We start from the raw sequence: 14033 nt of genomic DNA, 5'->3' as shown, positions 1-14033 counted from the left end.
AGACAACCTATGAATCTACTGAAATCACTGGCAGCCGTCAGTTCCATGACCATGTTTTCCCGCGTATTGGGCTTTGCCCGTGATGCGATAGTGGCGCGGGTTTTTGGTGCCGGGATGGCAACGGATGCCTTCTTTGTGGCGTTTAAATTGCCTAACTTATTGCGGCGTATATTCGCTGAAGGGGCATTCTCACAGGCTTTTGTCCCCATACTGGCTGAATATAAAAGTCAGCAAGGTGAAGAGGCAACGCGGACTTTCATTGCTTACGTCTCTGGTCTGTTAACGCTGATACTGGCCGTCGTAACCGTATTGGGGATGTTAGCCGCACCTTGGGTGATTTTTATTACTGCCCCTGGTTTTACTGATACACCGGATAAGTTTGCGTTAACCTCCGCGTTGCTACGCGTGACTTTCCCCTATATCTTGCTGATTTCGCTGGCCTCTTTAGTGGGGGCTATCCTTAATACTTGGAATCGTTTTTCTATTCCTGCCTTTGCACCCACCTTCCTTAATATCAGCATGATAGGTTTTGCGCTGTTTGCTGCTCCCTACTTCAATCCACCGGTAATGGCTCTGGCCTGGGCGGTGGTGGTTGGCGGGGTGCTGCAATTAGGCTATCAACTCCCTCATCTGAAAAAGATTGGCATGTTGGTGCTGCCGCGGTTATCACTGCGAGATGCTGGTGTCTGGCGAGTTATGCGCCAAATGGGGCCGGCGATCCTTGGTGTGTCAGTCAGCCAAATTTCTTTGATTATTAATACCATTTTTGCTTCATTTTTAGTGTCAGGCTCCGTTTCCTGGATGTACTACGCTGACCGTTTGATGGAGTTTCCATCAGGTGTGCTGGGTGTAGCACTAGGCACTATTTTATTGCCCTCACTGGCAAAAAGTTTCTCCAGTGGCAATCATGATGAATACTCCAGGTTGATGGATTGGGGCTTGCGTTTATGTTTCCTACTGGCGTTACCCAGTGCTGTCGCATTAGGGATTTTAGCTAAACCGCTGGTGGTGTCATTGTTCCAGTACGGTAAATTCAGTGCTTTTGATGCAGCAATGACGCAACGAGCGTTAGTGGCTTATTCCATTGGTTTAATGGGGCTTATTGTGGTGAAAGTGCTGGCTCCTGGCTTTTACTCGCGCCAGAACATTAAAACACCGGTAAAAATTGCCATTATCACACTGATATTGACTCAGGTGATGAACCTGATATTCATTGGGCCGCTCAAGCATGCAGGGTTATCACTCTCTATCGGTTTGGGGGCCTGCCTTAATGCTAGCTTGTTATATTGGCAGTTACGCAAGCAGAAAATATTCCAGCCACAACCGGGTTGGGCTGTGTTCCTGACTAAGTTGGTTATCGGTGTAGTGGTGATGTCGGCTGTGTTACTGGGGCTGCTCTGGGTGATGCCTGCGTGGGATGTGGGGGGGATGGCCTATCGCTTGTTACGGTTGTCTGCTGTCGTTGCCGCAGGGGTGATTGCCTACTTTGCCGCGCTGGCGTTACTCGGATTTAAAATTCGGGATTTTGCCCGGAGAACGTCTTGAGTCAATCAATCAAAATATAATTATATGTTAAATAAATAGTTTAGCGAAAGCCCCGATAATTTATTGGGGATTTTTTTATACTTTAATACCTTACATTCATTGCTTTGCATAATACAATTTTTATTTCTATTAAATAAATACAACTAAATCGACTAATTGCATTACTAATCATTAAAAATCATTTCATTAGCTTATCATGTACTTTATTGGGTTAGGGCATTATGTATTTTGAATAGGTGCTGACATGTGCACCAATTTAAATAAAATCGTCCATATTGACCTTTCACTATCCGTGAATTTACTCGTCTCTATGTATATGAAATAGTTGAAGTGCGTATTCAAGGTATTTGATAAATGCATATTTTACGGTTATCTATTTTAATCGCTTTCTTTACATGTAATATTGCTCATGCAGATAAGACTGATTTGACCGGGAATGATAAAAGAAAACAGTGTTTGGCAATATCAGGTCTCTTTGTTCAAGGAAATACACTTATCTCATTAAAGGAGATAGAGCGACTCATTAATGTCAAAAGCAACTGTATTACAAATAATGACATTAACGCTCTGGCCAAAGACATCACTAACGAGTATATAAAAAAAGGCTATATTGCCGCGCGTGTCAGATTTATCCCCATAAATGCGCAGGGACAGCTTGGATTGCGGGTGACCGAAGGTATTGTTGAAAAAATTACCGGTGGGGATAAACGCACACATTACAACATGTTATTTCCTGGCGTGGTGGGTAACCCCATCCAAATATCACAACTTGATCAAGCCATAGACCAGGCCAACAGATTGCAATCTAACCAAGTTACGCTGGATATATTACCAGGCAGTAACGAGAATAACTCAATTATTCTGATAAAAAACAAACAGGCTATGCCATGGCATTTATCAGGTTCAATTGATAATTATGGTTATAAAAATATTGATGAGTGGAAGAAAAAGATGTCTTTTACTCTGGATAGCCCACTCGGGCTGTCAGATGTGATCAGTGTTAGTCTGAATAAAACATTAGATAACGAGAGAGTGCGCTATAAAAATGAAACAATAATATCTTATTCAATCCCTTGTGGCGCATTTACATTCAGTGCCTTTATTAACCAAATGCAATATAGGCGTTATGAAACACTGACTTATAATAGGGTTAAGTTTCATGGGAATGTAAGAGCTGTTAATTTTCTCTCTGAATATACATTTGAACGCAGCAAGAACAAGATAAATACACTCAGTGTGCAGTTAAAAAATAAGAAAACAAATACCCATCTTAATGATAAGAAAATCGAGGTAAGTAGTTATCAATTTACTACACTGAAACTTGGTTTAAACCAATTTTTCATCAAGCCAGCAAGAATAATTGATATTAATACTTATATCGAAAGAAGTATTCCATGGTTTGGTGATGATAAAACTCGTGGTAATAAAAATGCGTTTCAAATAGATAATAAATTCACAAAAGGAGGTGTCAACTTTAATTTAAATTATGGATTTATGGTTCTTAATTCCCGGTATCAACTAAACAGTATTTTATCCTGGCAATATAGTTATGGGCAATTGCCCAACTCGGAGAAATTCAGCATAACAGAACGTGATGCTATTCGCGGATTTAGCCGAGAAGCCAGTAAAGGGCACTTAGGTTGGTATATCAAAAATACACTTTCACGACATATCTCGAGCGCTAATTTAACCTTTATACCCCGTGTGGGCATAGATGTTGGGCGAGTATTGCAACGTGATAATAAACAAGGTTGGCAAAGCAGTGCTGGCTTGAGTGCCGGTGTCGGGCTTTACTACAAAAAGGTAAGTCTTGATGCCGAGGTAAGTCGTGGTTGGCTGTTATCAGAACGTTCAACTCGTAAAGAACCCATCCAGATATTAGGACGGCTAAGTTACGCATTTTAATTTTAATACAAAACTGATTAATAAGGATAATAATTCATGGGGAAAAAAGAATTTAAACTTTCGCCAGCAGGTAAATTAACCGTTCTATTGGCGATGATGCTAACGCCTATCTCTGTTATTCACGCAGCGGAGTCGAGTCTGGCAGCAACAGCGGGGGCACATAGTCCTGATATTCATGTTGCCACTAATGGTGTGACCGTGATTGATATCACCCCACCTTCGGAATCGGGAATGTCTCACAATCAGTATGAGGAGTTCAGTGTGGGTCATGAAGGTATGGTATTTAATAACTCATTGGAAAGTATTAATTCAAATGCGGGGCAACTCAGTGCCAACCCTAATCTGCAAGACAAAGCCGCCAGCTTGATTCTAAATGAGGTGGTTGGTCGTAATGCCTCGCTGTTACTGGGGCAACAGCAAGTTGTTGGTATGGCCGCTGACTACATTCTGGCAAATCCGAATGGTATTAGTTGTGATGGCTGTAGCTTTGACCCTAATTTCAATCAGGTAACCATGGTGGTGGGACAGTCTGTGGTGAATGACGGGGTATTACAGCAATTTGATACTTCAAATAATACACAAAGAATGACAATAAAGAACACCGCAGCCGCCGATCTGGCGACTGTATTGACGTTAATCACCCCGACTCTCGATGCTCACAGTGATATTCGGGCAACTAAGGATATAAATGTTATTGTTGGGCAAAACACGGTTTCTAGCCAAAATGTAGTGCTCGACTCTGATGCTGGTGACGCCAGCAAGACGATGATTGACGGATATTACCTTGGCAGTATTGCGGCAAATCGTATTCAACTCATCGATACCCGTAAAGGGAGTGGTGTGGCGTTGAGGGGCGATATCACGGCTCAGGAGGAATTAAATATAAATGCAGCAGGCACTATCTGGCTACAAAGCGATGTGGTAAAGGGAGGGACTATTGATCTACACGCCAAGAATGTAATCATGGCTAAAGACTCTTCAACCTTACAAGAACCGAATCAAGTAGTTAAAACTATTTCTGTGGACGGCGGTGATGTCAATATTATCGCTAGCGATAAAACCCAACTAACCAGTGTTCAAATTAGAGCAAGTGACATATTGGTCAAAGGTTCTACAGTAATAATAGAAGGTTCAGCACGCGAAAAGAAAACCATTATAGATTCAGACAAACAGGGTGATGGTCTTGGTGATAAAATCACCGAGTATACTCAAAGTGTGAAGAAATTTGACGAGAGTGTAATACTCGGTGACAGTAGTTTAAATATTGAGGCTACTGATGGTGATTTGGTTATAAAAGGGGCGACTCTGCGAAGTTTTGATGGGGTAAAATTGGATGCAAGTCGTGATTTACTTATCAGCGGGAATATTGGCAAGGAAACGACTGATAAATTGGTTGTAATGAAGAGTTTTGGTTCGGATCTAAAAAATGGCAATAAAAGAGAATTGATTACATTTGAGAATTTAGGTAAAGCAAACATATATGCTAATGGAAATACTGAGTTGAAGGCTGGGCGAGACATCAATGTTGCTGGCGTGAAAGTTAATGTCGATGGGGGGGGGCATCTTAAGTTAAATAGTGGCAATAATATTAGTGTGAATCCACAAAAAATTGAAGATTCCAAAGTGAATTATACGGGCTTTACTCAATGGGACGCGTTAGGTGGCAGTGAAAAAGATTTAGATAAAAAACATACTTATATCCATAAGCCGTCAGAATTATCTGGCGGCAATGTTTATATCAACGCCAAAGAAAATGTTTCTATTGTTGCTAGTAAAGTTAATGCGTTAAATGACACGTCGATTAAAGCAGCAGGCGATCTGATTTTGGCGGGGGTGCTTAATAAAATAACCGAATATCATGACAAAAAAACCGGTGGTGCATTTAATATCATTACTGATTCTAGCAATAAGGAAAACAGCAATGAGCGTTTTGTTGATACTGAAATAATATCTGGGGGCAGCGTTGCTTTAGACTCAAATAATGTCTTTATTGATGGTGCACTGGTTAATACTGGCGGGGCATTAGGCGTTGATGCCAAGGGTAATTTTGTTGTCACAGCAGCTCGCCAACAACAGCAGAGTGATGAAGAAAATAGTCGCCTTAGCTGGGAATGGTTTGCTAACAAACAGAAAGATAAGCAATTTCGGGCAGGATTTGAAATTAAACATGTTAATAACAAAGAAAAAAATAGTAAGACAAAGAGTCATTTCGCTACATTAACGGCAAATAAAATTAATATTAATGCAGATAAAAACATTAGGTTTTACGGTACTGCGATAAAAATAAATCAGGGGGATTTAGCGTTGTCGGCTAAAGAGGGAGTTCAATTTCTGGCGGCGATTGATTACCATCTGACGGATAAAGAACGCACGATTTACTCTGGCGGTGCACATTATGATGGTGGAATAGATATGTTTGGTAGTGGTGTTGAGGGTAAATATAGTTATTATGAACACCATAAGATGACCAACACCAGTATTGCCTCAAAGACTGACATCAATGGTAACATGTTAATTACCGCTGGAGAGGATATAACTCATCAAGGTGCTCAGCATCAGGTTAATGGGGAATATCATGAAAGTGCAAAAAATATCTATCATATGGCAAGCAATGATAAAACCATCAGTAACAGTACAGAGAAAGAAATTAAATCGGGGTTAGGTTTTAATATTAATTACAGTAAATATACCCGGCAAATAGAAAAAATCATAAAGGACCCGGCGAATGTGCTTCATCATTTGGGGGGCACAGGGAGTATCAAAGGAATTTCAGATCCTAATGCTGGTGTAGATATCTATGCCAGTGGTGGTAAGACGACTAAATCAGGTCTCAGTTCATTGGCTTCAGTAACTGAAATAGCCGCTGCAGATATTACTTTACTGGCAAGAGAAAATATCATCGATGATGGGACGCAGTATCATGCCAAGGGTCTTAATAAGGAAGGCGGGCTGTTTAGTTTGGATGCAGGCCATCATTTCAGTCATGCAGCAATAAATTCAAGTCAGTCAGAGGTTGATGGTGAGAAAGGTGAGGGCGCGATTCGGGTATCAACCATGACGGGTAAAGATATAAAAGTTGTATTATCGGGTGCAGCCGAGACGTCTAAAAAAATAATGCTAGTAGCATGTTGTTACCCTCATCTATTAAGGCGGGTAGTCATATTCTGATTAAAACAATCGGCAATGCTTATTATCAAGCGACTGAGTTCTCTTCTGAGCAAGGAGGGGGGCATATTAAATCTGGTGGGGATATATATTTTGATCAGGTCATTGATAGCCGCAGTAATAACGCCACAGGCACTCATGGGAAAGGCAAGTTAACACTGGGCGGTGGTATGGGGTCTAAAGAGTTACGCCTTGATTTGGGGGGAGGTTACCAAAAGAATGATGATCATGAGTCTAATGCAAAAGTGAGTCAAATTAATGCACGGCATGATGTCATTTTTGACGCTGCTAACATTACTCTCATCGGGACTGAAATAGGTAATGAAAAAGCCAAGGTTGGCAATGTTCAGATGATGGCAGGCCAAAAATTAATATTAGGGGCCTCGCTGTCAGACAGTGCTAATAATGGTCTTAAAGCCGGTGGGAATATCAGAGTTGGGGGCAAGGTCTCCGCTTCTGTGACTGATAGCAGCAAAATGGGTTTCATTGGCGGTGATGGTAATGCAGATAAAGTCAATGAATCCCAAGTGGTCCGTAAAGGAATGAAAATATACAGTGCCGGGGTGCTTTCATTACAAGCGGGTAGCGATGATAATCAGGCTATTTATACTCAAGGGCTACAGGTTGATGCAAAAAAAGTAGATGTCAGTGCCAATAAAGGAGGCATATTTATGGAGTCTGCGTTAACTATTTTACCAAAAGACAATTGGAACTTTGATATTAACGCCGACTTAGTGCTAACCAGTAAATTTAATAAAGATAGCGATGGTCTTATTGACAAAAGTAGTGGTAGTAAAAGCCATTATACTGGTGCAGGAATAAAAGTGGGTATCGATAAGCAAGATATCGTTGAGCACCAAAACACCCATATAAAGACGGACACTTTCACACTCAAAAGTCATAAAGATACCCGCATGGTCGGTGCTGATGTCTCGACTGATATCGCACTGGTTGATGTTGGCGGTGATCTCCATATAGAAAGCCAGAAAGATAAACAAGATATCACTAAGGTATTGGTCAATTTTGCCCTGAGTCATACAAATGATAAAAGTAGCAGTGTGGTCAGCAATATATCGAAAATCGGCACCAAGCGTTTTGAGGGGCAGATTAAGGATATATTAACCAGAGGGATTAACAAGACAGGTGCGGCGTATAATAAAAGATTTCCACCCAAAGATACCATGGGAGGGGTTAGTTTTAGCAAAGATAAGCAAACTGTAGCATTGCCGCCACTATCAAGCAAAACTCAATCACAAAACCTTGCAGATAAGACGGCCCGTTTTCTTGGCGATAAATTTAAATCGGGATTAACCGGCCCTGCAGGATTAGCCGGTCATGCTAATTTAGATGTCAATATAGTTAAAAATGATGCCATCGATCATGTGTCAGGCATTTTTGCGCAAAAAATGGCTGATATTAAGGTGCTAGGAAAAACGACATTGATAGCCGCTCAAATAAATAACACGGAGAATAAAGTTATTGCTAATATCAAAGAACTGCACGTTGGGAATATAAGTAATAGCTATCATCAAGGTGGTGGTGGATTTAATCTTGCATCTACTATACTGGGTGTTGCCCGAGGCACTATCTCTGATTCAGCTTCAGGGAAAAAATTACTGATACGCACCCCCTATAATACTAACAAGGATAACAATGTTCAGGGCGGAATTTTTAATTATTCAAGCGGTGAGTATATTATGCCTGACGTCCCTGAGAGTAATTAGCGGTCGGTGATTTAGTTTGTTGGCTCGTATTATAACAAAGGCACCAGAAGGTGCCTTTTTCACTGAGATACGACTCACTTTCACCCTGTATTTGGCAGGGCGAAAGTGAGTTGATGTCGCCACCAATTACATCCGTTCTACCGTTTGAATACCTAAAGTATCCAGACCTTGTTTCAGTGTTTTTGCTGTTAGCATCGCCAGTTTCAGGCGGCTTTGTCGGATTTCTTCACTTTCTGCATTCAGGATCTGGCAGTGTTCGTAGAAGCTGGAGAACAAGCCTGCTAAATCATACAGGTATGAACACATCACATGTGGTGTGCCTTCACGGGCCACCGTGGTGATGATCTCTTCAAATTGCAACAGGCGGGTAGCTAGTGCCGCCTCACGGTCTTCAGTGATAACCAATGGCAATGTCAGGTTGCTTTCATCAATACCGGCACGTTTAAAGACTGAAACCACGCGGGTATAAGCATATTGCATATAAGGCGCCGTGTTACCGTCCAGTGCCAGCATGTTATCCCAGTCGAAGATATAGTCAGTGGTGCGGCTCTTAGACAAGTCGGCATATTTCACTGCACCAATACCAACGGCGTCCACCACCTGCTTCAGCTCATCTGCGGGCATATCGGGGTTTTTCTCGGCAATCAATTTACCAGCACGCTCAATAGCTTCATCCAGTAAATCGGCAAGCTTCACTGTACCGCCTGAGCGCGTCTTAAACGGTTTACCGTCTTTACCCAGCATCATGCCAAACATATGGTGCTCAAGGGGCACTGACTCAGGAACATAACCGGCTTTACGAACGATAGTCCAGGCCTGCATCAGATGCTGGTGCTGACGGGTATCGATGTAATACAGCACGCGGTCTGCGCCCAAGGTTTCATAGCGATATTTGGCACAAGCGATATCAGTGGTGGTGTAGAGGTAACCGCCATCCTTTTTCTGAATGATGACACCCATTGGCTCACCATCTTTATTTTTATATTCATCCAGATACACCACCGTTGCCCCTTCGCTTTCCACCGCCAGCCCTTTGGCTTTCAGATCAGCAACAATACCCGGCAACATGGCGTTATACAGGCTTTCACCCATCACATCATCTTTGGTCAGTGTGACATTTAACCGATCGTAGGCAATCTGGTTTTGCGCCATGGTGATATCCACCAACTTGCGCCACATCTGACGGCAATACTCGTCACCACCTTGCAGTTTTACCACATAGGCGCGGGCGCGTTGGGCAAACTCTTCATCTTCGTCATAGGTTTTTTTGGCTTGCTGATAGAAAAGCTCCAGATCCGATAAGCCCATATCACTGGCATTTTCATTCTGCATTTTTTCCAAATAGGCTATCAACATGCCGAATTGGGTACCCCAGTCACCCACGTGGTTAGCGCGAATAACATTGTGGCCCAGGAACTCTAAGGTGCGCACCGCTGCGTCACCGATGATGGTCGAACGCAGGTGCCCAACATGCATCTGTTTAGCCACGTTGGGTGCCGAGTAGTCAACCACGATAGTTTGCGGTTCTACCGGTGCGACACCGAGTTTCGGTGCCGTCAGCGCATGTTCTACTTTTTCTGCAACCCATTGGCGGTCCAGAAAAATATTGATAAAACCGGGGCCGGCAATCTCAACTTTGCTGGCAATGCCTGAAAGATCAAGCAGCTCGATGACTTTTTCCGCCAACTGCCTCGGTTGCATGCCAAGTTTTTTGGCAACGGCCATTACGCCATTAGCTTGATAATCGCCAAATTGAGCTTTAGCAGATTGGCGAACCTGAGCTTCGCTGTCTGCTGGAGCACCTGCTGCAATCAGCGCCTGGCTGACTTTATCTGAGAGAAGAGCCTGAATATTCACCGGGTTACCTTAATTACGCACAAAAGACAGATTAATGACGCACAAGAGAATCTCTGTGCCAGTTAATTCAAACAAAGCCAGAGCCTTGCACCGCAAAAGACTGACGGGCGGCAGAGTGGCTTGGTGGATGGTTAGTCACAATATGGCAGGATTTATACCATATTTGACCCTCGGCGTCAGCATCAGGCCAATGGTTGTGGTGAATCTCATGGCTAAATAGATTAACCGGTTATTTTATTAGCAATGGCGGATGTGAAATAACAGAACGGTTAGATTAAATATGGCTGATAAGCGGTAATAACGGTAGATTATGGCCGCGTTACTGCACGCAATAACAATTCAAAAGGAGATCCGAATGCGCAGCCTGAAAGATATTGTTGAGCTACAGGACTTATTAACTGACCTGCCCTATTTTGAGCAAAAATTGGCTAACTTCGCCGCCAGATTGAATTTGGATTTAATGCAGTTTAGCGCTGACCATATTTCGCTGCGTTGCCACCAAACCGAAACCGCGCAACGTTGGCGCACTGGCTTAGCCCATTGTGGTGATTTGATGTCCGAGACACTCATTAATGACCGAGTCATTTGCCTGTTTGATCTGGCTCAACCACTGGTGGTCGGGCCATGGTTGATAGATTGCGTTGAACTGCCCTATCCGGGGAAAACCCATTACCCGCATCAGGGATGGGAGCATATCGAGCTAGTCCTGCCTGGCTCTCCAGATACCTTGAGGTCACGTGCCCGTGCTTTATTGCCAGCCACATTGCCGGAGGGTATTAGCGAGAAATTCAGTTCTCCACAAGGGGAACATGAGCGCTTAGCCAACCCGACACTGGCGGTGAGTGATGGTGAGATAACTATTAAGTTTCATCCCTATACGTTGCGCCAGATTGTGGCCAGTGAGCGTAATGATTAACGTGAATGGGTTATTTATTTCGATAGCGACTTTCACTTATGGTTATCACTGTGACTGACATCTACTCATAGATTCAAAATGAGTGCCATAGTAAACACTTAAGTATGATTTATTAGTTTGTGTTTTAGTTCGAGAGAGGTTTGGCTATTTATTCATTCAATAGATGAATTATTTAATTCTTATTAATATGCCCGCAACTCAGCAGGGTATAGATACTGTCGCTGTGGCGTTCGTCAAACGGGAGAGAGAATGACTATATTGGAAATTTGTTGCTATAGCGTTGATTGCGCGCAGATAGCAGAAAAGGCAGGAGCCGACCGGATTGAATTATGCTGCGGTCAGTCCGAAGGGGGGTTAACACCTAGCATTGGCATGTTAATGCAAGCCAATGAAACCGTCACTATTCCGGTGCATCCTATCGTAAGACCACGGGGTGGCGATTTCTGTTATAGCAATAATGACTTTGCAATCATCAAGAATGATATCGCGCGAATCCGTGATATGGGATTTGCGGGGGTAGTGGTTGGCGTACTGGATGAAGATGGCCACATTGATATGCCACGGATGCGGGAGATAATGTCCATCAGCGGCCCGTTGGCGGTCACTTTCCACCGGGCATTTGATATGTGCCAGAACCCCATGACTGCCTTACAACAATTGGCCGACCTGAGAGTGGCTCGAATTCTGACTTCGGGCCAGCAGCCAAATGCTGAACTGGGACTGGCATTATTAAAGGACTTGCTTGCTGCAACCCAGGATTCCGGGCCGGTGATTATGGCTGGTGCGGGAGTCCGCTTGACGAATATGCAGAAGTTTATCGATGCCGGTATCCGTGAGCTGCACAGCTCTGCCGGGCGGGCTGCCCCATCGACCATGAGATATCGCAAAGCGGGCGTCACAATGTGTGCCGACAGCGATGCTGATGAGTTTGCCCATTATTGTGTTGATGGTGACGTTGTGGAAGCGATGAAGAGTCTGTTAGTGATGGGCGCACCTCTTTCGCAAAGCGCCTAGATCCTGCGTACTTGGCTCACCGGTTGTACACCGCCCCCGGCTGATTAAATCGGGGGCGGTTTTATTATGGCTTACGCGCGATTAATACTGCTCTGAGAGGGGCAGGGTAGCCTTCTACCGTTTTGCTTGGGTCATGTGGGTCAAGGAATTCGGCTAACGATTCGCTGGTCATCCAGCCGGTTCGGCGCTGTTCATCGGTGGTGGTCAGCGCCATATCAGCGATCCTGACATCGACAAACCCGCACTTTTCCAGCCAGGCTTTTAATGCCGGTGCTGATGGAATGAAATAAACGTTGCGCATCTGGGCATATCGGTCACCGGGGACTAATACCTGCTGGCTATCACCTTCAACGACTAAGGTCTCAAGTACCAGTTCGCCGTCGTTGACCAACTGATTTTTGAGCTGATAAAGGTGGTCCAAAGGTGAGCGGCGGTGATACAGCACCCCCATTGAGAACACAGTATCAAAAGCTGCCAGCTCCGGCAGTTGTTCAATACCCAGCGGCAGTACATGCGCTCGCTGATCCCCCCCCAACAGTTTACGAATAGCTTCGAACTGGCATAAAAACAGTTGCATTGGGTCGATGCCAACAGCCAGGTGGGCACCTTCACCAATCATGCGCCACAAATGATAACCACTACCGCAGCCGACATCCAAAATGCTACGACCAGCCAGTGGGCTGATATGGGGTAACACGCGTTGCCATTTCCAGTCAGAACGCCACTCGGTATCAATATCCAGCCCATAGAGAGAGAATGGGCCTTTGCGCCACGGCATCAAAGTGCGCAACATATTCTCCATCCCTTCCCGCTGGCCGGCTGAAAGGGGGGGCGACATCTCAGCTCGCACACCGTCACGTAAATCCAATGTGGTCGGTGTAAGTAACGGCAAATGCTCTACCGCGTTAAACCAAGTTTTAAACTTACCGTGTAACGACTCCCGCTGCCAGGCACTGAGCTGCGCGGGCAGGATATCTAACCATGGACTTAATGGGCCTTTGGCAATCAGCCGGTAAAAATCGCCAAATTCAATCATTGCGCCTCTCCTGCTTTCAGCGCGATCAACGAGCCAAAGTTAAAGCATTGGAACCAGACTTCTGCGTGTTCAAAACCCGCCTGATGCAAGCGTTGTTTATGGGTTTCAACCGAGTCGGTTAACATGACGTTCTCCAGCATGCTGCGTTTCTGACTGATTTCCAGTTCGCTGTAGCCATTGGCGCGCTTAAAATCGAGGTGCATATTGAACAGCAATTCACCAATATCGTTATCTTCAAAATTGAATTTTTCGGATAATACCAAGGCACCTCCTGGGCGTAACCCTTGGTACACTTGATTAAGTAGCCGCTGGCGATCTGCGGGTTCAAGGAATTGCAGTGTGAAGTTCAGCACCACCATGGAGGCATTTTCTAGCTGAATATCCAGAATATCGGATTCTATGACGTCCACCGGCGTTTCCGCCCGGAAAGCATCCAGATGGCGGCGGCAACGTTCAACCATTGCTGGCGAATTATCCACGGCAATAATTTTGCAGCCCTCAGCCTTAATATTACGGCGCATTGACAGTGTTGCCGCACCCAGCGAGCAGCCGAGATCATAAATCTGGCTGTTAGGCTGCACAAAACGTTGCGCCAACATGCCTATCATCGAAATAATATTGGAGTAACCTGGGACCGATCGCTGGATCATATCGGGAAATACTTCAGCGACCTTTTCGTCGAAGGTCCAGTCACCTAACTGGGCAATAGGGGCTGCAAACAGGCTGTCACGCTGTGGCTCTATCGCCTCAGACGGATGGCGCTGTGTGTCGTTTTGAGATTGAGTGTCGCGATTTGGCATGACTGTCATTGGCATTAACAAGAAATTTAAGGCGCATATTATAACAGAAATCTGTGTAGATCAGCGCGATA

Annotated in this window: 9 protein-coding genes; 6 read left to right on the top strand and 3 right to left on the bottom strand. The window is 44.4% G+C overall.

Annotated elements, in window-relative coordinates; translation table 11 throughout:
* The first annotated feature begins 9 nt into the window (after positions 1–9).
* The 4 genes from murJ to A6J67_RS15710 all read left to right on the top strand — a co-directional run bounded on the left by murJ (position 10) and on the right by A6J67_RS15710 (position 8339).
* Positions 10–1545, top strand: coding sequence for a murein biosynthesis integral membrane protein MurJ (murJ, locus tag A6J67_RS15725; protein ID WP_005185199.1), 1536 nt, complete (start codon positions 10–12; stop codon positions 1543–1545).
* Between the two features lie 354 nt (positions 1546–1899).
* Positions 1900–3450, top strand: coding sequence for a ShlB/FhaC/HecB family hemolysin secretion/activation protein (locus A6J67_RS15720; protein WP_050072652.1), 1551 nt, complete (start codon positions 1900–1902; stop codon positions 3448–3450).
* A 36-nt stretch (positions 3451–3486) separates the two neighbouring features.
* Complete coding sequence (locus A6J67_RS15715; RefSeq protein WP_105165842.1) at positions 3487–6618, top strand: hemagglutinin repeat-containing protein; 3132 nt, start codon at positions 3487–3489, stop codon at positions 6616–6618.
* A complete protein-coding gene (locus A6J67_RS15710; RefSeq protein ID WP_050297463.1) occupies positions 6576–8339 on the top strand; it encodes a hemagglutinin repeat-containing protein in 1764 nt (587 codons plus the stop codon). The genes A6J67_RS15715 and A6J67_RS15710 overlap by 43 nt, the downstream gene beginning before the upstream one ends.
* A 126-nt stretch (positions 8340–8465) precedes the next feature.
* On the opposite strand, the gene argS is transcribed toward A6J67_RS15710, so the two are convergent.
* Positions 8466–10196: an arginine--tRNA ligase gene (gene argS / locus A6J67_RS15705; RefSeq protein ID WP_042569691.1), complete on the bottom strand. Its 1731-nt coding sequence runs from the start codon at positions 10194–10196 to the stop codon at positions 8466–8468.
* A 355-nt stretch (positions 10197–10551) separates the two neighbouring features.
* Between argS and A6J67_RS15695 the strand changes: the two genes are divergently transcribed.
* Positions 10552–11112, top strand: a complete 561-nt coding sequence (locus tag A6J67_RS15695; RefSeq protein WP_050287896.1) for a VOC family protein — start codon at positions 10552–10554, stop codon at positions 11110–11112.
* Between the two features lie 249 nt (positions 11113–11361).
* Positions 11362–12126 carry a copper homeostasis protein CutC gene (gene cutC, locus A6J67_RS15690; protein WP_032906326.1) on the top strand — a complete coding sequence of 255 codons (765 nt, stop codon included), beginning with the start codon at positions 11362–11364 and terminating at the stop codon, positions 12124–12126.
* 64 nt (positions 12127–12190) lie between these two features.
* Here cutC and cmoB read toward each other — a convergent pair whose 3' ends face one another.
* Entirely contained in the window at positions 12191–13162 is a 972-nt protein-coding gene (cmoB, locus tag A6J67_RS15685) for a tRNA 5-methoxyuridine(34)/uridine 5-oxyacetic acid(34) synthase CmoB (protein WP_050297462.1), read from the bottom strand.
* Complete coding sequence (gene cmoA / locus A6J67_RS15680; RefSeq protein WP_032906332.1) at positions 13159–13962, bottom strand: carboxy-S-adenosyl-L-methionine synthase CmoA; 804 nt, start codon at positions 13960–13962, stop codon at positions 13159–13161. Before cmoA ends, cmoB begins: the two co-directional genes overlap by 4 nt.
* Positions 13963–14033 lie beyond the last annotated feature (71 nt).

It is taken from the genome of Yersinia sp. FDAARGOS_228, assembly GCF_002073315.2.
GTDB lineage: Bacteria > Pseudomonadota > Gammaproteobacteria > Enterobacterales > Enterobacteriaceae > Yersinia > Yersinia intermedia.
This window is presented reverse-complemented; position numbering and strand designations above follow the sequence as displayed.